Raw genomic sequence first — 24,103 nt, 5'->3', positions numbered from 1 at the left:
AGTCTAATTTGGACCAATATAAGTCCAAACTGGACTTATAGTCATCTCATCATGAAAAAATCACTGCTACTCGCCGCCCTGGTGCTCTCTTGCAACGCCGCTCACACTAGCGCCAGCAGCGCGGCCGCCAACCACCTGGCCGAGGCTATTCGCCTGCCGACTATCAGTCACCAGGACCGGGAACAGATCGACTACGCCCCGTTCAACGCCTTTCTCGAGCTCCTGCAGCAGCGCTATCCCACTGTCCACAGCCAGCTGCAGCGGGAAGTCATCAATCAGTACAGCCTGCTGTTCACCTGGCCCGGCAGCGACCCCTCCCTGGACCCGGTACTGTTCGACGCGCACTACGATGTGGTACCGATCGAACCCGGCACCGAGGACGAGTGGACGCATCCTCCTTTTGCCGGAGAAATTGCCGATGGCTTTATCTGGGGCCGGGGAGCGCTGGATGACAAAGCCTCGGTGATTGCCACGCTGGAAGGGTTGGAAGCCCTATTGAACGAAGGTTTTAGCCCGCAGCGGACCCTGATGTTCTCCTTCGCCCACGATGAAGAAATCGGCGGGCGCGAAGGCGCCGCCCATATTGCACAACACCTGGCAGCAAAGGATACCCGCTTCGCCTACATGATCGGCGAGGGCGGCATGATCCTGGAGGACGACCCGGCGCTCGAAGGGCGGCCCATGGCGATGATCAACCTGGCGGAGAAAACCTACGCCACATTGACCCTGACCGCGCGTGGCGCCGGCGGCCACTCCTCCATGCCCACCGAGGACAACGCCATCGTACATCTGTCCCGCGCCCTGGCGACCCTGCAGGACAACCCCTTCGAGCCGGAACTGACTGCTCCGGTCAGCCTGATGCTTGAAACACTGGGCGCGGAAACCGGCGGTATCGGCGGCTTCCTGATGCGCAACCAGTGGCTGGGCAAGCCCCTGATTCTGTCGAACATGGCGGCGGAACGGGAGCGCCAGGGCATGGTGCGATCCACCACCGCTATCACCATGATCAACGCCGGCATCAAGGAAAACGTGATACCCCAGGTGGCGGAAGCCAAGGTGAATTTTCGCCTGCTGCCAGGCACCAGCACCGAGGCGCTGATTGAGCGCGTCGAACAGCTCATCGACAACCCCGCCATCAGCATCAGTTCCGACCGCTGGAAGCAGTCACCCCCGGTGGCGGATATCGACGGCCCCGGCTATGGGGTCATTCGCGGCGCACTGCAGGACAGCGCGCCGACCGCCCTGCCCGTTCCCGGGCTGCTGATGGCCACCACCGATACGCCCCACTACCGGGAACTGGCGCAGGATATCTACCGCTTCCACCCGATCAGCGTCAGCCTGCGCCAGGCCGCGTCTGTGCACGGCACCAATGAGCGCGTTTCGCTGCAGAGCATCGACCAGGCCGTGCGCATTTCCCGCGCACTGATCATGGGGGCCGGTGCAGCCCCCTGAGCGCGAACCCGGCCCAGGGCCTGCACAGCGCGTCGGGACTTCCGTTACCTCAGGGCGACAGCGCCTGCCACTGCAAGGTCGCAGCCGCCTTGATGCGCTCCGCATCCTCCGCCAGCAGGAAGCCAGCCGCTACCGCCGCGTCGGCGCTCTCGGCAACCGCCGCCTCGTAGCCCGCCTGGTCGGTATAGCGCGCGGCCATCTGCGCGGCGTCAAAGAGCTGCGTCGTGCCAAACAGGAAGCAGAAGGAGTCGCCGCCATTGGGCTCGCCAGTCAGCACCCCGGGGGGCGCATCCACATAGGGGGTGCGAATACCGCCGAGGGCGATACCGTCGGCATCCCGCAGCAGCGCCTCACCGGCGTCATCCACCTGCAGTCGCGGCGACTCCGGCGGTGCCGTACCATCACTCACCCAGTCATCCAGCGCACGCAGTGCGGCGTTGAAAACCCAGGGCATGGGCCCGGCATTCATCGGCTGCGCACACTGGATAAAACCGAGAATGGCGCTTTCCTCGACCACCTGGGCGAACTGCGCTCCCTCGCCGAAGTCCGCGCGGCCGGAGACAAAAGAGTAGAAGTCGCCGTGGGCGGCGCCGGCCACCTCCCACAGGCGGAACCCTGCGCTGTCGGGCTGGCGGTCACTGACCGCCCCCAGGGCAATGACGTCGGTCTCGGTCTGGAAATTCAGCACCGGCACGTTGAGGTCCTCGCGGAAGGTCACCACCTCCGGCGTGGAAATCTCCGCCTGCGGCTCCTGGGCCAGGGGCGGGCTGCCATCGCCACGGCTGTGCACCAGGTAGCCATCGAAGGCGTTGTACAGGGGATGCACGGCATTGATGAAAGTCAGCAGGCGACCGGCGGACTGGGATTCGCCCAGGGCAATGATGCGCTCGGGTTCGAGACCGGCCAGCAGATCGATAACACCCGGGGCGCGCAGGGCCTGGCCGGCCTGGGCGAAAATGTCATAGGAAAAGCTGTCGCCCGGATGCTCGAGACTGGCGTAACGCTCTGGCTCGGCGGCCTTCAGGTGTAGCGGCACCAGGCTGTTTTCCGAGCCCTCTATACCGACGATCTGCGCCGACACACCGGCCCAGACATGGCCCGATCGCAGCATCTCGACATGGCCGGAACCGTAGCTGGGCGGGGTATCAAAACCCGCCGTGACATTCAGCCACTCCAGCAGCACGGTACCGCTGAAGTCGGCCGGGTCGGAGGGCCGGTAGACAACAATCCGGGTGCGGTAGCTCGCCTGTTCGCCAGGCTCCGCCTCCCACAGCCCGTCGCTCTGCAACTCATTGAGGTTGCTGAAGGCGCTGGCTTCACCGGAGATGAAGTATTCAGCCTGCTCATAGCCCACCAGTGCCAGGTCAAAGGTCGTGGCGAGCAGGGCGATATTACCCTCATCGGGGGGCAGCTCAACAGCGGGCTGGGGGATGGCCAGGTACTCGGGTTCAGGCTCGGGCACCGGGGGTGGCACACTGACCGATCGGTCACTGCTATCACTGCAGGCAATGAGTGTCAGGGCCATTGCCGTAATTGCTGTCAGTCGCCGCATACTGTCTCCTCGATATTGTTATCGTTGTTTTCGCCAGCTGCAAAATAGGCAGTCGACCACAACCCTAGTCAACTTCGGCGCAGCGACCAATGTCCGGAACGGCCAAAGCCCCCGACATCCGCGGCGCACAGGCGCAAGCAAACTGCATTGGCCCTGCGCCGCTTGTCACCTATGATTCCCTTTACCTGGCGTCGCGGCGCCACTACCTACCAGGGAAGAGCAAATGAACGAAACGGTCGCCGCGACGGACGATGAAGTTCGCCGCTGCCGCAACTGCCAGACGGTCCTGCAGGGAGATTACTGCCATCACTGCGGGCAGCACGAGGCGCGCCGTGAGTTGCGCTTTGGACACCTCGCCACAGATCTGGCGGGGGATGTGTTCAACTGGGATTCCCGCCTCTGGCGCACATTGCTGCCACTGCTGGTGCGCCCCGGCTTCCTCACCGCCGAATTTATCGCCGGCCGCCGGGCACGCTATGTCCCGCCGCTCCGGCTCTACCTGATCATCAGCTTTATTACCTTCCTGACGCTTTCCTGGGGCAGCGGCACCACCGTTCAGATTCACGATGTCGCCGGGGCAGATGATACGGCACACGCCGCAGCGGAACCTTCGACTACTGGCGACAGTGAAAAAGCCAGTCAGCTGGTTAACATAACGGTTGATCCCAATGACCCGACTACCCCGCCCTGGCTGGTAAGGCTCGATCAACGCATCAAGGCAAACGCGGAGCGGCTGAACAACAATCCGGAGCTGTTCTTTCAAAGGGCGATGGACTACCTGCCACAGCTGATGTTCCTGCTGCTGCCGCTGTTCGCCCTGCTGCTGCACCTGTGCTATGCGCTATCCCCCTTTTACTACCTGCAACACCTGGTATTTGCGCTGCATTACCACAGCTTTGCCTACCTGCTGTTCCTTGCAGATAGCGCTCTGGAAGCACTGGATGTGGCGATAGGCGGATGGCTGGGCGTGTTCACCCTGCTCTACCTGCCCCTCGCCCTGCGCCGCGCCTATGCCAGTGGAATCCCCGCAGCGCTGTTCAAATCCGTCCTGCTGCTCGCCGCCTACAGCGTCCTGCTGGCACTCGCCTTTGCCGCCCTGGTGCTGACGGTGGTGGCGCTGCTCTAGCACATCGCCAGGCAACTTTTCCCGGGGCTGCTATGCTGGTGGACAGTGATTCTCACTCTTCAAGGAGCAGCCCGTGACCGGCACCTCTCACTCCCTGCTGGCCGCAGCTCTGTGTTCGGGTCTCTGCGCCGCCACTACAACTTTTGCCGCCGATGACTATCCACGCCAGGCCCTGTTCGGCGACACCCACGTTCACACCGGGTGGTCGGCAGACGCCGGCATGGACGGGGCAGTGGTGGACCCCTTCCAGGCCTACCAGTTCGGTCGCGGCGAGGAGATCACCTCCAATACTGGCATGAAGGCGAAGCTGCACCGCCCCTTCGACTGGTTCATGGTGACCGATCACTCCGACGGCATGGGCGTGATCAACGAGATTGTCGCCGGCAACCCCGAGATGATGGCAAGCCCGGTCCTGAAGCGCTGGCGCGATGCCCTGCAGGAAGGCGGCGCAGCAGCGGCCTCGGCCAAGAGTGAGCTGGTTCGCATGCAATCCAACGGTGAACTGCCCAGTCAGGTAACCGATCCGAAGTGGATGGTGTCAGCCTGGGAGCAGACCATCAAAGCTGCCGAGCAGTATTACAAACCCGGCGAATTCACGACCTTTATCGCCTACGAGTGGACGGTGAACGCGGACGGCGGCGACAACCTGCACCGTAATGTCATCTTTCGCGATGGCGCCGACCGCGCCGCCCAGGTACGTCCACTCACCACCTTCGAAACCCAGGAACCGAAAAAGCTGTGGGCCTGGATGAAGGCCTACGAGGACAAAACCGGTGGCCGGGTACTGGCCATTCCCCACAACGGCAATATGTCCAACGGACGCATGTTCGAGGAGCAGCAATTCGATGGCACGCCGATGACCAGAGAGTGGGCCGAGACCCGCGCCCACTATGAACCCCTCTATGAACTGACCCAGATCAAGGGCCAGAGTGAATCCCACCCGTTGCTGTCACCCGGGGACGAGTTTGCCAGTTGGGACCTGTGGGACCGGGGCAACCTGATTCTGGTACCCAAGCCGGAAGGCTCCTTTCCCAAGGAATACTGGCGCGAGGCGCTGAAAGCCGGCATGCGCATTGAGGGCGAGTTGGGCGCCAACCCCTTCCGCTACGGCGCCAATGCCGGTACCGATACCCACACCGGTCTCTCAACCAGCGAAGAGGATAACTTCTTCGGCAAGTTCAAAACCCTGGAGCCGCGCAAGGAGCGCTGGAATTTCCCCCTGCTCGAAGGCGAAAGCGACAATTATATGGGCTGGGAAATGGCCGGTTCCGGCGCCATGGGCGTCTGGGCGACGGAAAACACACGGGAAGCTATCTGGGATGCCATGAAGCGCCGCGAGACTTTTGCCACTACCGGCCCGCGCATGACCCTGCGCTTCTTCGGCGGCTATGACTTCCGGCAATCAGACCTCGGGGTGGACCTTGCCGAGGCCGGCTACCAGCGCGGCGTGCCAATGGGAGCAGACCTCAAGGCCGATAGCGATGGCCGCGTCCCCACCTTTATCGTCGCCGCCCAGCGCGACCCCCAGGGGGCCAACCTGGACCGGTTGCAGGTGATCAAAGGCTGGGTGGATGTCGATGGCGAGGTACAGGAGCGCATCTACGATGTCGCCTGGTCTGACGGGCGCAAGCCAGGGGCGGACGGCAAATTACCGGCAGTGGGCTCGACCGTCGATACAGCGAAAGCCACCTATAGCAACAGGATCGGCGATGACGCCTTCGCCGCCGTCTGGACAGATCCGGATTTCGATGCCAGCCAGCGCGCCTTCTACTACCTGCGGGTACTGGAAATCCCGACCCCGCGCTGGACCCTGTACGACAAGGTGCGCTACGGCGCCGACATGCCGGACAGCGTGCCACTGGTGCATCAGGAGCGGGCTTTCAGTTCACCGATCTGGTATGTGCCAAAGGGCTGAAAACCGGACTCAGAAAGCAAACTCATCCTCGCCCAGCGCCATCACCGATGACGCTGGCGCCAAGGCCGCCGCCGCGTGGGCCCTGGCCCGGGGCAGCAGGCGCTGGAAATAGAAGCGCGCGGTGGCCAATTTGGCGCGATAGAAACCTTCGTCACCTTCGCCCCGCTGCAGCGCCGCGAGACTGGTTTCGGCGATGCGCGCCCACACCCAGGCGTAGGTGACATAACCGGAGAACATGAGATAGTCCACCGAGGCCGAGCCAACGACTTCGGCATCCGCCATGGCGGCCTCACCGACCTTCATGGTGAGCTCGCCCCACTCCCGGTTCACCTCCGCCAGCGGCGCCAGGAATTCAGCCATCGCGCTATTGCCGGAATGGGCCTCGCAGTACTTGTGAATCACCCTGGTGAAATTGCGCAGCAATTTGCCGCCGCTGCCCAGCACCTTGCGCCCGACCAGATCCAGCGACTGGATACCGGTGGTGCCCTCGTAGACGGTGGCGATGCGGTTGTCCCGGGCCACCTGCTCCATGCCGTGCTCGGCAATGTAGCCATGGCCGCCAAAGACCTGCATGCCCAGGTAAGCGACTTCCTGGGCGCTCTCGGTACAGAAGCCCTTGGCGATCGGCGTCAGCAATTCCAGCAGTTCCGAAGCGGTTGCAGCCTCCTCCTCGCTGCCGTGACTGGTCAGGTCCACCTGCTGGGCCAGCCAGTAAATAAAGGCGCGACCACCTTCGGTAAACGCTTTCTGGGTCATCAGCATGCGCCGCACATCGGGGTGCACGATGATCGGGTCCGCCGGGCCATCGGGATTTTTGGCGCCAGTGAGGGAGCGCATCTGCAGGCGCTCCCGGGCGTAGGCCAGGGCGCCCTGGAAGGCGCGCTCGCTCATCGCCAGCCCCTGCATGGCAGTGCCGATGCGCGCCGAATTCATCAGTTTGAACATCAGTTGCAGGCCCCTGTTCTCTTCCCCCAGCATGAAACCGCGAGCGCCATCGTAATTCATCACACAGGTGGCGGAGCTCTTCAGACCCATCTTCCTCTCGATGGCACCGCAATTGACGTTGTTGAATTCACCCAGGCTGCCGTCCTCTTCCACCCAGAACTTGGGCACGATAAAGAGCGAAATGCCGGCGGTCCCCTCCGGCGCGCCCTCGGTGCGGGCGAGGATGGCGTGAACGATATTCTCCGTGATGTCCTGCTCGCCGCCGGAGATGAAGATCTTGCTGCCAGTGACGGTCCAGGTGCCGTCGCCATTGTCGCTGGCGCGGGTGCGCAGCAGGCCCACGTCGGAACCGCAGTGGGCTTCGGTCAGGCACATGGTGCCGGCCCATTCGCCGCTGAGAATCTTCGGCAGAAAGCGCGCCTTGAGCGCTTCGGTACCGCCGTTCAACAGGCAGGTAACCGGCGCCAGCGACAGGCCGGTATACATATTCCAGGCCCAGTTGGCGGAGCCGACCATTTCACCCACACACATGCTGACCGAGGCCGGCAGGCCCTGGCCACCATCCGCCACCGGCACAGTCAGCCCCTGCCAGCCACCCTCGCCCCACTGCCGGAAGGCTTCGGCGTAGCCTGTGGGTGTAGTGACCTTGCCGTCCCTGAAGGTGCAGCCTTCGGCATCGCCACTCTGGTACAGGGGCGCCACCACATCCTCGGCGAATTTGGCGCCACCATCGAGGATGGCGTCCAGCAGATCCGGCGACAGTTCGTTGTCCAGCTGCAGTTTGCTGTAGTGAGTGTCGGCGTCGAGGAATTCGCGCAGAACAAACTGGATATCGCGGCGGGGCGCTGTATAGCTGGGCATGATGTCATCCTGTGAGTGTCAGCGGCCTGTCTCGGCAGACAGGAAAAACGTGTGCTGGCCAGTGTAGGCGGGCCCTGTCAGTGGAACCACGACCCGCAGGGCCAGAAAGTAGTGGCTTTTCCCGACCCGCTTGCGCGGACTCCACGCTCCGGTACTATTCCGCGATGGCTGTTACCGAAACACTGATCTACCTGGACCCGGACGCGGGCGTCAGCCTGCAGGCCCAGATTCGCCAGAAGCTGGTGGATGCCATCATGCTCGGCACTTTTCCCGAAGGGCGCCGCCTGCCCTCCTCCCGCAAACTGGCGGAACAGCTCGGCGTTGCCCGCAACACCGTGGTACTGGCCTACCAGCAACTCGTGGACGAGGGCTACCTGATCAGCCGCGAGCGCAGCGGACTCTATGTCAACGAGAAGGTGCGGCAGGACCGCGTCGGTTTCGAGGGCAGCGAGAGACAGCGCCGGGAGCTGTCACCGCGCTGGCGCCAGCGCTTCCGGGGGCGCAGCACCCCGGAACCCGCCTTCAGTTGCCCCCCCAACTGGCAGCAGTATCCCTACCCCTTTATCGAGGGGCAGTTCGACACCTCCCTCTACCCGGTCAGGGAATGGCGCGAGGCCAGCCGCCTGGCGCTGGGGGTGCGGGAGATCAACCAGTGGGCCGGCGAGAGCGGCGACGCCGACGACCCCATGCTGATCGAGCAGATTCGCAGTCACATCCTGCCTCGGCGCGGCATCCAGGCCTCACCTGAAGAAATCCTCATTACTGTCGGCACCCAGCAAGCCCTCTACCTGGCAGTGCAACTGCTGGTGGACTCCACGGTACCGGTGGCGGTGGAAGAGCCCGGCTACCCCGCCATGCGTCGCCTGCTGGCCCGTCGCGGCGCGCCGCTGGTCTACCAGCCGGTGGACGCGGAGGGACTGCTGGTGGATGAGCGACTGGACAACTGCCAGCTGATCTACACCACGCCCAGCCACCAGACCCCCACTGCCGTCACCATGAGCATGGAGCGCCGTCAGGCCCTGCTGGCCCTGGCGGCGCGCAATGACGCCCTGATCATCGAGGACGACTTCGAGTTCGAGAGTAACTACCTCAACGCCCCCCACCCGGCCCTGCGCAGCCTGGACAGCGAAGACCGGGTGATCTATATGAGCTGCCTGAGCAAGGTGCTGTCGCCGGGACTGCGCCTGGGCTTTATGGTGGCGGCACCGGAGGTGATCCGGGAGGCGCGCAAACTGCGCCAGCTGATGGTGCGTCACCCGCCCCTCAACAATCAGCGCACCGCCGCTTTTTTCCTCTCCCTGGGGCACTACGACACCTTCCTGATGCACCTGCACGAGACCTTTCGCGAGCGCTGGATTGCCCTGCGCCGGGCACTGAACTACTACATGCTGTTCTACGTCGAGCTGGCCCCGGCCCAGGGCGGCAGTGCCCTGTGGGTGCGCGGCCCGGAAGACCTCGACGATACCTTTGTCGCCAAGGAGGCCGCCCGTCGCGGCATCCTGATCGAGCCGGTGCGCCACTACTACGCCACCGCCGACGCCCCCCGCAACTGCTTCCGCATGGGTATTACCGGCATCCCGCTGGAGCGCATTCGCGAGGGCGTGCTGAAACTGCGGGAGCTGTTCCACGATCTCACCGAGAACAAGTCCGAAACCTTCGCCGACGCCCGCGGCGAGCACCTGACCGGCGCCGCGCTGACAGCGGCCGTGACCGACACCACCATGATCTGCATCATCGCCTACGGCGACCCCTGCACCATCGGCATTCACCCCGGCGGCAAGCTGGTGGGCATCGCCGGCTACTCCAACGAGGACCGGGACGAGGGCGAGTGGTGGATTGAAAACGACCGCTGGCATCGCCGCTGGTCGCGCTGGGCCTGGGGCGAAACCGGCGTCTACGACGTGCGCCTGGACGGCGACATCATCAAACTGTTCGACGAGGAGGGCTGGCTGATTGACCGCGCCATCCTGCGCCGCAACAGCGCTGATGAGGACTCGGGGGAGGAAAAAACCGCATGAGGCCGCCCCCGGAAGCACAGGGCCAGCGGCGCATGGGACTGGCCATGCAGGCGCTGGCCTGGCTGGTACTGATGGCACTGCTCGGCGCCTGGTTCTCCGGCGTGCTGGACAAGCAGCAGAATCCCAACCAGTCGGTGCAATCCCGTCTCGATGGCGACGGCATCCGCGAAGTGGTGCTCAAGCGCAACCGCCAGGGCCACTATGTGACGAGTGGCCGCATCAACGGCGAGGCGGTGGTGTTCATGCTGGACACCGGGGCCACCGGTATCGCCATCCCCGAAGCCGTGGCCAGGCGCCTCGGCCTGCAACCCGGACAGCGGCTGACAACACAGACGGCCAATGGCCTGGCCACCGCCTATGCCACACGGGTCGAACAGGTCAGCGTGGGCAATATCGCCCTGGATGACATGTCGGCGGCGATTGTCCCCGGGCTCGGCACTGGCCAGGTGCTGCTCGGCATGTCCTTCCTCAAGCACCTCGAATTCACCCAGCGCGGCGACACCCTGACCCTGAGGCAGTACCCCTGAGGCGGACAGGCGGCAACTGGCCTAACGCGGGAAAAGCGACTGGCTCTATGGCGGCGGTGGCAAGCGGCCTAGAGTAGGGCCATATCGCCGCCTTCACTGCGAAGGTCAAATAATAGAGGCCGGGGGAAACAATGAGTCGCTTCGCCATCGCCGGGCTGCAGTTGCAGCTATCGAGCAAGGACAATCGCTATCTGATCGAAAAGCACATTCGCCGGCTTGCCCTGCGCTTTCCCTGGGTACAGATGGTCGTGCTCGGCGAACTGGCCACCCACGGTGCCGACCCGGCCGCCGCGACCGAACTGCCCGGCGACATCGTGCCTTTCTATGCCGCGCTGGCGCGGGAAACCGGACTGTGGCTGGTGCCCGGGTCCATCTACGAAAAGGACGAGCACCGCGTTTACAACACAGCGCTGGTGTTCAATCCCGCCGGCGAACTGGTGACCAGCTACCGCAAGATGTTCCCGTTCTGCCCCTACGAAAGGGAAGTGTGGGCCGGGGATGAGTTCTGCACCTTCGACGTTCCCGGCGCGGGCCGCTTCGGACTTTCCATCTGCTACGACCAGTGGTTCCCGGAGACCTCGCGCAACCTGGCCTGGCTCGGCGCCGAGGTCATTCTCTGCCCCACCATGACCAACACCATCGATCGCGAGCTGGAGCTGTGCCTGGCGCGCGCCAATGCGATCAGCAACCAGTGCTACTTCTTCAATGTGAACGTCGCCGGGGAGCTCGGCAATGGCCGCTCCATCACCATCGGCCCCGATGGCCAGGTGCTGCACCAGGCAGGGGAGTTGAACGAGATCATGCCGGTGGAAGTCGACTTCGAACACCTGCGCAGGGTGCGCGAGCGCGGCGTTTTCGGCCTGTGCCAGACCCTGAAGAGCTTTCGCGACAGTGAAATGGAATTTCCCGCCTTCCAGTTGCCCCAGCGCGGTCAGGGGCCGCTTGCCGAGCTGGGCGAATTGGGGATGCCGCGCCGCGAGGACAATACAAAACTGGACTAAAGCGGAATTCGCAACTGGCTCTAGGTATGCAAGCCAGCCTGTTGAATGCTAGGCACTGCGTTTTTCCAGATACAACAGCGCCCGACTGCCGCGGGCTGCGACCCATAACAACGACCCCGGGGGATACAACCATGCAATCAGCGCGTAAAGACATTCAACCATTCCGACGCAAGCTGCTCGCCAGCGCCGTGGCTGCGGGCCTGATGCAGGTCGCCGGTGCGAGCCTGGCGCAGGGGCCGCAACTGGAGGAGGTGCTGGTAACAGCCTCCGCGAGGGAGCAGTCGGTACAGGATATTCCCTACAACATCTCCGCCATGCAGGGCAGCGAAATCGACGCCCAGCAGATCACCGACCAGGCCGACCTGCTGCGGGCCATCTCCGGTGTCTCCGTGGTGGACCGCGGCTACCGCAACTCCGGCACTGTGAATAGCATCATCATTCGCGGACTGAACGTGGATAGTTCGCTGAACGGGGATATTTCACTGAATGCCGTGCCTACGGTATCCACCTATGTCGACAATACCCCGCTGTTTGCCAACTTCGTACTGCGCGATATCGAACGAGTGGAAGTACTGCGCGGCCCCCAGGGCACGCTTTACGGCTCCGGCTCGCTGGGCGGCACTGTGCGCTATATCACCCGCAAGCCCAACCCCGATGAGTTCGAGGGACAGCTGACCGGCGGCTACAGCCAGACTGACGGCTCCGAAGGCGACAACACCGACCTGTTCGGGATGGTCAATATTCCCTTTGGCAGCGCTGCCGCCCTGCGCGTTTCCGGCGGCCGCATCGATAACGACGGCGTGATCGACTACGTCAATGCCTACCAGCTCAACGAGTTCGGCGAACCGATGGTCGACGCCGGCAACGGCAACTGCGTCAGCCCCCGCGATGCCAGCAACGACCAGCTGCTTAACAACGGCGCCTGCTACCGCAATGCGGAAGACGCCGACGACGTGGAAATCGAATACGCCAAGGCCGCCCTGGCCTGGGATATCACCGACCGGCTCAGCGTGCGCGGCAGCTATCACCATCAGGAAGACGAGGTCGGCGCCCGCCGCGCCACCACACTGGGAGACAACAACCAGCCGGAGGGCTCACCGCTGTACCAGAACTACGGCGACCACGAGAGCGGCCAGGTACTGCTGGAACCCTCTTCCCGCGAAGTCGACCTGATGAGCCTGGATGTGGAATGGGACCTTGGCTTCGCCACCCTGACCTCCAACTCCTCCTGGTATGACCACGAGGGCGTGGGCGATTCCGACAATGGCGGCCTGTGGGTGAGCGGCGGCGAGGAAGCGCCGGAAGCATCCCGCGACTGGATCACCGCCTTTGGCTACAGCGGCTGGCCGCGTCCGGCCCAGCGCGCCGAGCGCGGCTACGAGGACGACACCTTCGTGCAGGAACTGCGCCTGATCTCCAACGAATCCGTCGCCGGCTTTGACTGGCTGATCGGCGGTTTTTACATGGACCAGGACACCACCGTGTTCCAGAACAGCTGGAACCCCGGCATGAACGCCTTCAATGAGGCCTGCCGCGCCACCGGGTCAGCGGTCTGCGACAACTTCTGGCCGCGCTTCTACAGCGGCCTGACCGAGCGCGACTTCGAATATCGCCGCGATGTGCAGTTCGAGGAGCTCGCTGTCTACGGCGACCTGACCTACAACTTCTCGGAAACCTTCCGCGCCACCGTGGGCGCCCGCTGGTTCGACAACGAGACCGTCAACGACACCATCATGGGCTTCCCCCTGGTGGAGGGCTGGACCTCGCCCGAGGTACCCCAGTCCACCGATGATGACAGCGACATTCTGCTCAAGCTCAATGTCAGCTGGGACATGAACGATGTGGCCATGCTCTACGGCACCGTCTCCGAGGGCTATCGCCGCGGTGGCGCCAACGCCATTCCCAGCCTCGATAACGGCGACCCCTTCGGCGAACCCAACGCCGACGCCATTCGCACCTACGACAAGGACACGGTGACCAACTACGAGGTGGGCATCAAGGGCCGCCTGGACAACCTCAGCTATACCGTGTCCGCCTTCTATGTTGACTGGCAGGACCCGCAGCTCAACGCCACCTCCGACTGGTACGGGTTCTTCCTGGCGGCCAATGGCGACGAAGCCAGCACCCAGGGCATCGAGGTCGAGCTGGACGGTTACCTGGGCGACAGTTTCCACTATCACCTGGGCTACACCTACGTGAAGGCAGAGCTGGAAGCCGACTTCATCAGCCCCCAGAGTGGCAGTGTGATTGCACCGGAAGGTTCCACCCTGCCGGGTACACCGGAGAACGTTTTCTCCGCCTCCGTGGATAACACCTGGACCCTGGGCAGCGACTGGTCGCTGGTGGCCCGCGCCAGCGCCTACTACCAGTCAGAGGCTGAGAACTACATCAACCAGAGCTCGGTCATCAACGAGACCTTCGACAGCTTCTGGCTGCTGGGCGCCTCCATGTCACTGGTCTCCGGCAACTGGGACGTGACCCTGTACGGCAAGAACCTCGGCAATGACGAAGGTGTAACGGGGTCCTTCACCAGCGGCTACTGGAGCTACGACACCGGGGTCTTCGAGAACTGGTACGGCAACGGCAACCGGCAGATGATCGTGCAGCCGCGCACCATCGGTCTTAGCGCCAACTATCGCTTCTAGTTTGGCCATGTCTGGACGGGACCTGATCCCGTCCAGAGTCCTCAGGCCGGCAGCGCTTCCTCCACCTCCCGCAGACGGTCCTTGCCGAAATACAGGGCTTCGCCCACAAAGAATGCCGGCAAGCCGAACACGCCCCGCTCGACCGCCTGCTCGGTATTCGCCAGCAGCTGGTCTTTGACGGCCTGGGTCTGCACGGCATCCAGCAGCGTGTCGAGCGGCAGTCCGCTACTCGCCAGGACCTCTGCGATCGTCTCGTGCTCGTCCATTTTTTTCCCGTCGCGCCACATGGCAGTGAACATCGCCTCCACATAACGCCGGTAAAGCTCACTTCCGAGGGCCCGTGCCGCCACCGCGCCGCGCATGAGCAACAGGGTGTTCACGGGAAAGTGGGGGTTCATCCGGTAATCGTCCTGCAAATCATGGCGCTCGATAAAGCGCTGCATTTCCAGCATTTCATACTCGAACTTGTTGCGGATGCCCGCCATGGTTTGCATCGGCGAGGCATTGCCGGTCAGCTTGAATACGCCCCCCAGCAACACCGGAACATACTCGAAACGGACGCCGCAGCGCTGCTCGATGGCCGGGATGACGCGGTGCGCAAGGTAGGCATTGGGGCTGCCAAAATCAAACAGGAACTCAAGGGTCTGGCTCATTGCAATAATCTCCACTGTGTCGTTTACCAGGTTTCAGCGAAGGGCCTGATATCCAGCTCAAAGGTCCAGGCATCGCGGGTCTGGCAGTGCAGCTGCCAGTAGGCTTCGGCCACCGAGGCCGGCCGCATCAGGGCATCCTCAGGCAGCGCCGCCACATCCACACCACCGGCGCCGATGCGCTCGCGTACCCAGGCGGTATCGACCGCGGAATCGATGACCAGGTGGGCGACGTGAATGTTCTGCGGCCCCAGTTCCCGGGCCATAGACTGCGCCAGGGCGCGCAGGCCGAACTTGGCACTGGCAAAGGCGGCGTAGCCACTGGCACCACGCATACTCGCCGTGGCCCCGGTAAAGAAGATCGACCCGGTACCGCGGGGCGCCATGTAGCTGGCGGCTTCGCGCCCCACCAGGAAGCCGGCGAAGCAGGCCATTTCCCAGACTTTCCTGAAGACGCGGGAGGTTGTCTCCTGCAGGGGAAAACGCACATTGGCGCCGACGTTGAAGATCACCGTGGCCAGGGGCCCCACATTGTCCTCGATCTCGGCAAACACCGCCTGCACGCTGCTCTCATCACGGGCGTCCAGCGTGTAGGCATGGGCCCTCCCGCCCGCCGCCTCGATCTCCTGCACCAGCGGCGCGAGTTTGTCCCCGTTGCGTCGACCGAGGCAGACCACAAAGCCCTCGCGCGCAAAGCGTTTGCCGATTTCGGCGCCGATGAAATCCCCGGCCCCCACCACCAGCACCGCGGGCGAACCTGACTGCGACATCGTTACATACTCCCCGGGGCGGGCCCCGAATTTGGTTGCATCATAAAACCATACAGATACTACGCCACCATGGTTTTATGATGCAACTAGTGATTTTGTCGCTGCTGTCGTTAGAATGCAGCCATGAAACTGAAACGCTTCGACGACATGAACTGCTCCCTCGCCCAGACCCTGGACGTCATCGGCGAACGCTGGACACTGCTGATTTTGCGGGACGCCTTCTTCGGCGCGCGCCGCTTCAGCGAATTCCAGCGCAGCCTGGGGGTCGCGAGGAACATCCTCAGCAAACGACTGAACCGGCTGGTTGACGAGGGCATCCTGGAGCGGAGTCCCGCCGCGGACGGCGGCCACGCGGAGTATCGCCTGACCGAAAAAGGGCTGGCCCTGCAGCCGGTACTGCTGGCCATGACCCACTGGGGCGATCGCTACCGCCCCCACCCCCGGGGCAAACGACTGGAGTTTGTGGAGCGCAGCAGCGGCAACCCGATACGGACAATGGCCGTACTCAACCAGGCCGGCGAGCCCCTCAAGCCCAAGGAGGTGAAAGCCGTGGCAGGCCCCGCGCTGGACAAAGACTGGCGCGAACAGCTGTTCCAGTAGGCCAACCTTTGCGGCATCTAGGCTAGACTATGCGCCCCTCACACACAGCGGAGCGTACTCAGCGATGAAAATCACCTCCTGGAACGTCAACGGCCTGCGCGCGGTAATGAACAAAGACTTCGCAGGCTCCCTCGACGCCCTGCAGACCGACATCCTCTGCCTGCAGGAGACCAAGGCCCAGGACGACCAGGTACTGGCCGCGCTGGAGCCCATCGACGGCTACCACGTCTACAGTAACTCGGCGGTGCGCAAGGGCTACTCGGGTGTTGCCATCCTGAGCCGGGAAGAGCCCCTATTGGTGCATGCGGATATCGGCGTGGAGGAACACGACCAGGAGGGCCGGGTACTCACCGCGGAGTACGCCGACTTTTACCTGGTCACCGTCTACACCCCCAACTCCGGCAGCGAACTGGTGCGCCTGCCCTACCGCCAGACCTGGGACGCGGCCTTCCTGGTGTTTGTCAAAAAGCTGGAAGCAAAGAAACCGGTGCTGATCTGCGGCGACCTCAACGTGGCCCACCGCGACATCGACATCGCCCGCCCCAAACCCAACTACAACAAGAGCGCGGGCTTTACCCAGAAGGAAATCGACGGCATGGATGCATTACAGGCCGCGGGCTTTGTCGACACCTTCCGCCACCTTCACCCGGAGGAGATAAAGTACAGCTGGTGGAGCTATCGCGCCGGGGCGCGGGGCAAGAATATCGGCTGGCGGATTGACTACTTCCTGGGTTCAGAGGCGCTGGTGAAGTCACGCATTGCGGCGGCGGAAATCCACAACGAGATCATGGGATCGGATCACTGCCCGGTGAGTGTGAAGCTGGGTGATTGAGTCAGCCCGGCTTATACAGCCCACCGAGTCACCCCAGCGAAGGCTGGGGTCCATCGTCTCGAAGTAAAGCCCTCAACCAAACTGGTAGAACGCCACCTTGTTGCCATCCGGGTCGCGGAAGTAGGCGCCGTAGAACATGTCGGGAATGCGCTGGCCGGGCTCGCCGTCACAGGTACCACCGAGTTCGATGGCCTTGTGGTAGAGCTTGTCGACCAGCTCCTTGGAGCCGGGATTAATGGCGATCATGTTGCCATTACCGGGGCTGGGGTCTTCCTCGTTGTAGGGGATACAGACGCTGAGCATGGGCTCGTCCATACCCTTGCCGATCATGGCAATGCGGTCCATGTCGAAGATCACTTTGGCGCCGAGGTCTTCCAGCAGGGCGGTGTAGAAAGCCTTGGCTTTCTCCATGTCTTTTACACCAATCGTTACGTATCCAATCATTGTCTTGTCCTTATCGGTCGGGTGGGTGGATCAGGGTTTGAATCGCTTGTCGCGAATGTACAGCGTGTAGGAGCCATCGTCGCGCGGGTTGCGCTTTTCAGTGTCGAACAGCTCGGTCACTTCAATCAGTTCACTCAGTTTGCGGTAACCGTAGTTGCGTGAATCGAATGAACTCTGGTTGGCAATGTGCTGGCCGACAAAGGAGATGTTGGCCCAGCCGTCGTCGTCGGAAGTGGCGTCCACCGCCCCGCGCAACAGACTGATCAGCCGCGCGTCCTGGTTCAGCGTCTTCTTGCTGGCCTTCTTGCTCTGGCTTTGTGCCTGGCCATTTCTGGCATCGCTCTTCTTCGGCTCTTCCCGGGGTACCACCAGCGCCTCCAGGAAGACAAACTTGTCGCAGGCCGCCTGCAACGAGGTCGGCGTTTTCTGCTCGCCAAAGCCGTACACCACCAGCCCGGATTCGCGAATGCGGGTGGCCAGGCGGGTGAAGTCGCAGTCACTGGTCACCAGGCAGAAGCCGTCGAGCTTGTCGGTGTACAGCAGGTCCATGGCGTCGATCACCATGGAGGCATCGGTGGAGTTCTTGCCGCGGGTGTAACTGAACTGCTGGATGGGACTGATGGCGTACTCGTGGAGGATGTCCTTCCAGGAACCCAGCTGGGGCGTGGTCCAGTCGCCGTAGGCGCGCTTGACGCTGGCCACGCCGTACTTGGCGATCTCCTGGATCAGCGCCTCGCACAGTTTGGGGCTGACATTGTCGGCGTCGATCAGCACCGCCAGCTTGCGCCGCTCTTCGCGAAAGGCGCTCATGAGCGGGCGTCCATCAATACCGCCACCAGCAGGGCCGGTTCGCTGCCGCGGTTGACCCAGGCGTGATTGGTAGCGCGCTGAACCACGACATCACCGGGCACCAGGGACTTCACCTCGCCCGCATCCAGCAGCATGTCCAGCTCCCCGCGCACCACCACGATGTAATCGAGGCTCTCGGTCTTGTGCATCAGGGGATGGCGTCGGGTATCCACCCGCGCGTGGCTGGCGCCAACGGCTTCGAAGGCAAAAGCGGCAATAGCCTGCTTCTCGTCGTCACTCTGTGCCGGATTCTCCGGCGGCACCGTAAACCAGCGCACCTTCACCGCGCCGGGGTCGGGACACAGTTTCGGGTCGCTACCGGCCAGCGTATCTTCAAGCGCAGCGAGCGGCGCCGGCACGGCGGGCGCCTGCCAGATTTCGAACAGGCCCGAGCCGTTGGCCTCGATGTCCGCCGCCGGCCCCCCGTCGATGGCCACCACAGACTGGCCTTCGCCGTTGTGCCCGGTGACGACGCGTCTCAGCCGGGCGCCCATCAGGAAGCCTTCGCCTTCCGGGAGGCTTTCTTCTGCGCCGGGGCTTTCTTCTTCGCAGGGGCTTTGGACTTCGCAGGAGCTTTCAGGCCCAGCGCTTTCGCCGCCGCCGCGTTGACGCCCATACCGGGCACGCTGCCGAGAAACTCGCGCTTGCCGACGGCGAAGCCATTGTTGCGCAGGATGGCGTAGGCGGTGGTGTAGTGGAAATAGAAATTGGGCAGCACCCAGCCGTTCAGGTAGTCCTGGCCGCTGAAGGTCAGTACGCCAAAGGGCAGCTTGAGCGTGATCTCGCGGCTTTCACTACCCTCGTAGTGAGCCGACTTGATACCGCGAATAAAGGCGAGGGTTTTCTTGATACGCGACTCCAGCTCGGCAAAGCTGGCTTCATCGTCGGCGAACACCGGTGATTCCAGGCCGGCGAGACGGGCGCAGCAGCCCTTTGCGTGATCGGTGGCAATCTGCACCTGGCGCAACAGGGGCAGCATATCCGGCGCCAGCCGTGCATTGAGGATAACTTCCGGGGCGATGCCGCGGGCCTTTGCATCTTTCGCCGCCAGCTTGAGGATGCTGGACAGGTTTTTCAGCTGGTGGGTAAAAACCGGGGCGGAAGCCTGGTACATCAGATCGGGCATGGAATTCACTCCTTGTGAATACTGTCAGAGTCAGTGGGCCCACGCTGGGGCCCGGCAATGTGCCCGCTATCATAGACCCGGATTCCCGCACTTCGCCAGCTTCGTCCGCCGGCGCTAGCCAGGCCTTGTCGCTATCCGCGATAATGCCGCCGTGACTGAATCGCCCCCACCAACCGGCCCCGCCGCTATCGCCGCTGCCCGCGCCCTGGAGCAGCAGGCATGGAGCGCGTTGCGCAGCGGTGACCGGCAGCAGGCCATGCATTACTGCCAGCAGCTTGGCCAGCGTTTTCCGCAGTATGCCGGCGGCTGGTACAGCATCAGCCAGATCGGTTTGCGCTTGAACAACGCCGGCGCCGCCCTGGCCGCGACAGAGCGCCTTCTGCAATTGCACCCCGGTCACCCCGGGGCGCTGCTGCAGAAGGCCAACTGCCTCATGCGCCTGGGCCGCGATGCCGAGGCCCGGCCACTGGTGGGCGCCCTGGACAGCGCGCCGCTGGAGAGCGCCTACCAGCACGCCACCCTGGCCCTGCTGCAATCCCGGCTCGACCAGCAGGAAAAGGCCCTGGCGCACTACCAGCGGGCCTCGCAGCTGGAACCCGATGCCCCGGAGCACTACTACAACCTTGCTACCGTGCACCGCTTTCTGGGCAATATCGACCTCGCCGATACGGCACTGGCGCAGTGCCTGGCCAGGGCGCCGCTAGACGCGGAAGCCCACAAACTGCGCGCCGACCTGCGCCGCCAGAATGCACAAACCCATCACCTCGCTGCACTCGATGAAGCACTGGCGCAGACTGCCGACCGGCCGCGACAGCGTGCCACCCTCTACTACGCCAAAGCAAAGGAACTGGAAGACCTGGGCCGCTGGCAGGAATCCTTCACCGCCCTGCAAGCCGGTGCGAGCCTGCGGCGCCAGCACATGCGCTACAGCGTCGACGACGATGTGGACACCATGGCCCGCATTCGCCGGGTGTACGCCGACAGCGCACCTGTGCCGCCTTCACCCGTGGACAGCAGCGCCCCTGTTTTTGTTATCGGCCTGCCCCGCACCGGCACTACCCTGGTGGAGCGCATCCTCGGCATGCATTCAGAAGTACACGCCGCCGGCGAACTGAACCAGTTCGCCACCTGCATGTCGCGGGCGGTGGCGGAGCTGGCCCGGCAAGGTGATGGCAGCCCACGCCGCCTGAGCAAGCAGGACCGGGTACAACTGAGCGCACAGCTGGATTTTGCCGCACTCGGGCGGGACTACCTCGCCGCGGTACCGCCCGCCGCGCGCAAGCGCCCGCGCTTTACCGACAAGATGCCCCTGAACTTTCTCTACGCGGGCCTGATCCACCGCGCCCTGCCGGGTGCGACCATCGTGCATGTGCGGCGCCACCCACTGGACGCCTGCTACGCCATGTACAAGACCCTGTTTGCGGACGCCTATCCCTTCTCCTATCACCTCGATGAACTGGCCAGTTACTACATCGCCTATCGCCAGTTGATGGCACACTGGGAGTCCACCCTGCCCGGCGTCATGTACGGCCTGGATTACGAGGTGCTGGTCGGTGATTTTGAGCGCGAAGCCCGCGCCCTGGTGGCGGCCTGCAACCTGGACTGGCAGCCCGCCTGCCTCGATTTCCACACCAGTCGCGCCGCCTCCACCACCGCCAGTGCCAGCCAGGTGCGGGAGCCGGTGCACCAGCGGTCAGTGGGCCTGTGGCGCCACTACGAGAAAGAGCTGCAATCCCTGGCCGGGCGACTCGAGGCGGCGGGAATAGCACTGTAAGCGCAGGCAATTGGACTAGCATCGCCCGGGCAACTGGCTCTATGGCAGTGCGCAGGCCATTGCTAGGGTAGGGAAAATAACAGAGCACACGAGCCCTTGCCGACCACTTCACGACGCCATAGCACAACCTTTGCCCTGACGCTGGTTGCTCTGCTGTTGCCTGCCGTGACTGCCATTGCCGAACCGATGCTGGTTATGCAGGACATGGCACCGCCGCTCGACGCCCAGGCGCCGCCGGGGCAGTTGCGCGGCATGTTGCAGCTGCGCACGCCCGATGCCCTGCAGCTGGACGTACAGCGGGACGACTACGGTTTTGCTGCCGACCGGCAGCTGGCCCTGGACCGCCTGCCGGACATCCAGGCCGCCTACCTGCAGGTTGGCGGCGAACTGGTGCCCTTGCAACGCGGGCTCCAGTCCACAGCCCACCCCCACTGGGACCTGATACTGGAGCCCGGCCGAATCTGGCGCGACAGCGAGGGCCGTGACCACTTCAGCCTGCCCTTTGCCCTGCAGGAAAAAAACGCCAACTGCACCCACAACGGCGTTATCCGCGCCACCCTCGCGGGGGAGGGCAAGCCGTTTCCTGCCCGGGTGCTGATCGCCAGCGAAACCTGCCTGTATTTCAAGTTCAATCTGGAGGGCCCCGCCGAGGGCAGCTTCCAGCGCACAGCACTGGCGGGCGCGGAGCGCATCGCCAGCGACCACCGCCGCCACCGGGCCGCGCGGCTGCCGACCCGCCCCCTGCAACAGCTGCCGCAGCCGTCGGCCCTGTCCGGCCCCGGTGCAGACCTCAGCGCCTGGGGCCTGGTGGACGGTGACAGCCACTATGTCAGCGACTGCCCGACCCGGCGCGGCCCCTACCCGCACTGTGACAACCTGAGTCTGCCTTCCTACTCCCTGGCCAAGTCCCTGGTCGCCGGCCTCGGGCTGATGCGGCTGGAACAGCGCTTTCCGGGCAGCAGCGAGCAGACCATCGCCAGCCTGGTGCCGGAATGCGCCAGCGCCGGACACTGGCGTCAAACCACCCTCGTCGACACCCTCAACATGCGCACGGGGCACTACCACTCCGCCGCGGCCCAGGCGGACGAAAGCAGCGCCCGGATGGAGGAGGGCTTTTTTCTCCCCCTGCGCCACATCGACAAGCTGCGTTTCGCCTGCCGCGGCTGGCCCGCCCGCGGGCAGCCCGGCGGGCAATTCGTTTACCATACCTCCGACACCTACCTGCTGGGCACGGCAATGACCGCGCTGCTGCAAAAGCAGCACGGCGCAAAGGCCGACCTGTACCGCGACCTCCTGCTGCCCCTGTGGCGACAGCTGGACCTGAGCCCCGCCCTCGACACCACCCGGCGCACCGCGGACACCGCCGCCCAGCCTTTTGCCGGTTACGGCCTGACCCTGCTGCGCGACGATATCGCCCGCATCGGGCAGGCCCTCAACCGCGATACCCTGGCGCCGCAACTGGACCGGCGCCTACTTCTGCAGGCCCTGCAGCGGGACCCGGCAGCGCGGGGCTACCACCCGGCCGAGGCGGATGAGCTCTACTACCAGCACGGCTTCTGGGGTTTCGACGCCACCCGCCTGCTGTCCTGCCCGGGACAGCTTGTGATTCCCTTCCTGTCGGGCTACGGCGGCATCAACGTACTGCTGTTGCCCGACGACAGGATTTACTACTACTTCAGTGACGGCGGCCAGTTCGCCTTTACCGACGCCCTGCGCTGGCTGCACCGGCAGCGCGACCTCTGCCCCACAACCACCAGCCCCAACCCAGGAACTTCATCATGACCCAGGTCGACGCCATCGATAGCCCCGGACGCCGCTTCCCCACCCTGTCCGCCAACGGTGAACTGGCCCGGGTACTGCTCGCCTTTCTCGCCACCGCGGGACTGTTCTACGTCAACATCATGCCAGCCCTGGTGGACGGGCTGATCGAGGGGCTGGGCTTCAGCAACCAGCAGGCGGGCTTTGTCGGCTCGGCCAATGTCTATGGCGCCTCACTCGGCGCGCTGACGGCAGTCTTTCTGGTCAAGCGCCTGCCCTGGCGCGCACTCTCAGTGGGCCTGTTGCTGGGCCTGATCATCACCGACCTGCTCTCCATGCTGGTGGAGGGCGCCGGCGCAATGATCGCCCTGCGATTCCTGCACGGCTGCATCGGCGGTGTACTGGTGGGCGTGGGTTTCGCAGTCATTTCCCGCACCACGGAGGCGGACCGCACCTTCGGCTACCTGCTGACGGTGCAGTTTGGTCTCGGCGGCCTGGGCCTGCTGTATTTGCCCGGCCTGGTGCCGGACTTCGGCGTGTCGGTCCTGTTCATGGCGCTGATCGCCTTTTCAGTGGTCACCCTGCTGATGGTGCCCTTTCTCGATGACTACCCGGTCAAACCCGCTGCGCCCATTGCAGCGGCCACCGACACTCCGCACAGCGCGGGTGGCCGGCGCGGCCTGCTGGTTCTCGCGCTGCTGGCCACCTTCCTGTTCCAGGCCGCCAACATGGCGCTGTACGCCTACATCATCGGACTCGGCAAGCACTTCGGCCTGACACCGGCGTACATCAGCAGCACCCTGGGTGTCGCCGCCTGGATTGCCATTGCCGGCTCGGTGGCGGTAATCCTGCTGTCCACTCGCTACGGACGCCTGCTGCCGGTAGCGATTGCCATCGTGCTCACGGTGGCCGGCACCTGGATCCTGCATTACAGCGACGCACCGTGGATGTACTGGCTGGCCAACGTGGGCGTGGGGATTACCTGGGCCTTCGTGATTTCCTACCTGCTGGGCATGTGTTCGGCCTTCGACAGCAGCGGCCAGACCGCCGCCCTGGGCGGCTTCGCCTCCAAGATGGGACTGGCCAGCGGCCCCATGATCGGGGCGCTGGTGATCGGCGAGTCCAACTACGCCCTGCTGATCAATCTCGGCGTGATCGCCCTGGTTCTGTCGCTGCTGTGTGTGCTGCGGCCCGCCCGCTTTCTCGACCACCGCTGAAGCGCAGCGCGGTCGGTGGCGCTGATCTGCTAAGCTGGCAT

Annotated in this window: 20 protein-coding genes; 12 read left to right on the top strand and 8 right to left on the bottom strand. The window is 63.9% G+C overall.

Annotated features, from left to right (window positions below; genetic code table 11):
• Nucleotides 1-51: 51 nt before the first annotated feature.
• Nucleotides 52-1,452 (top strand): M20/M25/M40 family metallo-hydrolase, encoded by a 1,401-nt coding sequence (locus tag FVW59_RS00190; protein ID WP_148062236.1) that lies wholly within the window; start codon nt 52-54, stop codon nt 1,450-1,452.
• Between the two features lie 49 nt (nt 1,453-1,501).
• On the opposite strand, the gene FVW59_RS00185 is transcribed toward FVW59_RS00190, so the two are convergent.
• A complete protein-coding gene (locus tag FVW59_RS00185) occupies nt 1,502-3,004 on the bottom strand; it encodes an alpha/beta hydrolase domain-containing protein (protein WP_148062235.1) in 1,503 nt (500 codons plus the stop codon).
• A 223-nt stretch (nt 3,005-3,227) separates the two neighbouring features.
• Between FVW59_RS00185 and FVW59_RS00180 the strand changes: the two genes are divergently transcribed.
• Nucleotides 3,228-4,130 (top strand): DUF3667 domain-containing protein, encoded by a 903-nt coding sequence (locus FVW59_RS00180; RefSeq protein ID WP_148062234.1) that lies wholly within the window; start codon nt 3,228-3,230, stop codon nt 4,128-4,130.
• 73 nt (nt 4,131-4,203) lie between these two features.
• A complete protein-coding gene (locus FVW59_RS00175) occupies nt 4,204-6,045 on the top strand; it encodes a DUF3604 domain-containing protein (RefSeq protein WP_148062233.1) in 1,842 nt (613 codons plus the stop codon).
• A gap of 9 nt (nt 6,046-6,054) precedes the next feature.
• Here FVW59_RS00175 and FVW59_RS00170 read toward each other — a convergent pair whose 3' ends face one another.
• The gene (locus tag FVW59_RS00170; RefSeq protein ID WP_148062232.1) at nt 6,055-7,851 is read right to left on the bottom strand and encodes an acyl-CoA dehydrogenase C-terminal domain-containing protein; all 1,797 of its coding nucleotides are present in this window, start codon (nt 7,849-7,851) and stop codon (nt 6,055-6,057) included.
• A gap of 164 nt (nt 7,852-8,015) precedes the next feature.
• On the opposite strand from FVW59_RS00170, the gene pdxR reads away from it, so the two are divergent.
• The 4 genes from pdxR to FVW59_RS00150 all read left to right on the top strand — a co-directional run bounded on the left by pdxR (nt 8,016) and on the right by FVW59_RS00150 (nt 14,042).
• Nucleotides 8,016-9,869: a MocR-like pyridoxine biosynthesis transcription factor PdxR gene (pdxR, locus tag FVW59_RS00165; RefSeq protein ID WP_148062231.1), complete on the top strand. Its 1,854-nt coding sequence runs from the start codon at nt 8,016-8,018 to the stop codon at nt 9,867-9,869.
• Nucleotides 9,866-10,396: a retropepsin-like aspartic protease family protein gene (locus tag FVW59_RS00160; protein ID WP_246139583.1), complete on the top strand. Its 531-nt coding sequence runs from the start codon at nt 9,866-9,868 to the stop codon at nt 10,394-10,396. Before pdxR ends, FVW59_RS00160 begins: the two co-directional genes overlap by 4 nt.
• Nucleotides 10,397-10,527: 131 nt before the next feature.
• Nucleotides 10,528-11,397 (top strand): carbon-nitrogen hydrolase family protein, encoded by an 870-nt coding sequence (locus FVW59_RS00155; RefSeq protein WP_148062230.1) that lies wholly within the window; start codon nt 10,528-10,530, stop codon nt 11,395-11,397.
• A 131-nt stretch (nt 11,398-11,528) separates the two neighbouring features.
• Nucleotides 11,529-14,042: a TonB-dependent receptor gene (locus FVW59_RS00150; RefSeq protein WP_148062229.1), complete on the top strand. Its 2,514-nt coding sequence runs from the start codon at nt 11,529-11,531 to the stop codon at nt 14,040-14,042.
• A 41-nt stretch (nt 14,043-14,083) separates the two neighbouring features.
• Here FVW59_RS00150 and FVW59_RS00145 read toward each other — a convergent pair whose 3' ends face one another.
• Together FVW59_RS00145 and FVW59_RS00140 are read right to left on the bottom strand one after the other, a co-directional pair.
• The gene (locus FVW59_RS00145; RefSeq protein WP_148062228.1) at nt 14,084-14,695 is read right to left on the bottom strand and encodes a 2-hydroxychromene-2-carboxylate isomerase; all 612 of its coding nucleotides are present in this window, start codon (nt 14,693-14,695) and stop codon (nt 14,084-14,086) included.
• 23 nt (nt 14,696-14,718) lie between these two features.
• Nucleotides 14,719-15,462 carry an SDR family oxidoreductase gene (locus FVW59_RS00140; RefSeq protein ID WP_148062227.1) on the bottom strand — a complete coding sequence of 248 codons (744 nt, stop codon included), beginning with the start codon at nt 15,460-15,462 and terminating at the stop codon, nt 14,719-14,721.
• Nucleotides 15,463-15,585: 123 nt separating this feature from the next.
• Here FVW59_RS00140 and FVW59_RS00135 point away from each other — a divergent pair, with 123 nt between their 5' ends.
• Entirely contained in the window at nt 15,586-16,062 is a 477-nt protein-coding gene (locus FVW59_RS00135) for a winged helix-turn-helix transcriptional regulator (protein WP_148062226.1), read from the top strand.
• Nucleotides 16,063-16,126: 64 nt separating this feature from the next.
• Complete coding sequence (locus FVW59_RS00130; RefSeq protein ID WP_148062225.1) at nt 16,127-16,894, top strand: exodeoxyribonuclease III; 768 nt, start codon at nt 16,127-16,129, stop codon at nt 16,892-16,894.
• A gap of 72 nt (nt 16,895-16,966) precedes the next feature.
• Here the strand turns inward: FVW59_RS00130 and FVW59_RS00125 are convergent, their stop codons facing one another.
• Genes FVW59_RS00125 through FVW59_RS00110 form a run of 4 tightly spaced genes read right to left on the bottom strand, consistent with a single transcriptional unit; the run spans nt 16,967 to nt 19,313 of the window.
• Nucleotides 16,967-17,338: a VOC family protein gene (locus FVW59_RS00125; protein WP_148062224.1), complete on the bottom strand. Its 372-nt coding sequence runs from the start codon at nt 17,336-17,338 to the stop codon at nt 16,967-16,969.
• A 30-nt stretch (nt 17,339-17,368) separates the two neighbouring features.
• On the bottom strand, nt 17,369-18,148 hold the full coding sequence (locus FVW59_RS00120; protein WP_148062223.1) for an NYN domain-containing protein: 780 nt from the start codon (nt 18,146-18,148) through the stop codon (nt 17,369-17,371).
• Nucleotides 18,145-18,681, bottom strand: a complete 537-nt coding sequence (locus FVW59_RS00115) for a cupin domain-containing protein (RefSeq protein ID WP_148062222.1) — start codon at nt 18,679-18,681, stop codon at nt 18,145-18,147. Before FVW59_RS00115 ends, FVW59_RS00120 begins: the two co-directional genes overlap by 4 nt.
• Nucleotides 18,681-19,313 (bottom strand): DUF1993 domain-containing protein, encoded by a 633-nt coding sequence (locus tag FVW59_RS00110; protein ID WP_148062221.1) that lies wholly within the window; start codon nt 19,311-19,313, stop codon nt 18,681-18,683. The genes FVW59_RS00115 and FVW59_RS00110 overlap by 1 nt, the downstream gene beginning before the upstream one ends.
• 151 nt (nt 19,314-19,464) lie before the next feature.
• Here FVW59_RS00110 and FVW59_RS00105 point away from each other — a divergent pair, with 151 nt between their 5' ends.
• The 3 genes from FVW59_RS00105 to FVW59_RS00095 all read left to right on the top strand — a co-directional run bounded on the left by FVW59_RS00105 (nt 19,465) and on the right by FVW59_RS00095 (nt 24,062).
• Nucleotides 19,465-21,087, top strand: a complete 1,623-nt coding sequence (locus FVW59_RS00105) for a tetratricopeptide repeat-containing sulfotransferase family protein (RefSeq protein WP_148062220.1) — start codon at nt 19,465-19,467, stop codon at nt 21,085-21,087.
• 96 nt (nt 21,088-21,183) lie between these two features.
• On the top strand, nt 21,184-22,869 hold the full coding sequence (locus FVW59_RS00100) for a serine hydrolase domain-containing protein (protein ID WP_148062219.1): 1,686 nt from the start codon (nt 21,184-21,186) through the stop codon (nt 22,867-22,869).
• Entirely contained in the window at nt 22,866-24,062 is a 1,197-nt protein-coding gene (locus FVW59_RS00095; protein ID WP_148062218.1) for an MFS transporter, read from the top strand. The genes FVW59_RS00100 and FVW59_RS00095 overlap by 4 nt, the downstream gene beginning before the upstream one ends.
• Nucleotides 24,063-24,103 lie beyond the last annotated feature (41 nt).

Origin of the sequence: Parahaliea aestuarii (genome assembly GCF_008064635.1) — a bacterium.
GTDB classification, from domain to species: Bacteria; Pseudomonadota; Gammaproteobacteria; order Pseudomonadales; family Halieaceae; genus Parahaliea; species Parahaliea aestuarii.
The sequence above is the reverse complement of the archived record's forward strand: the minus strand, read 5'-3'. Positions and strand labels throughout refer to the sequence as shown.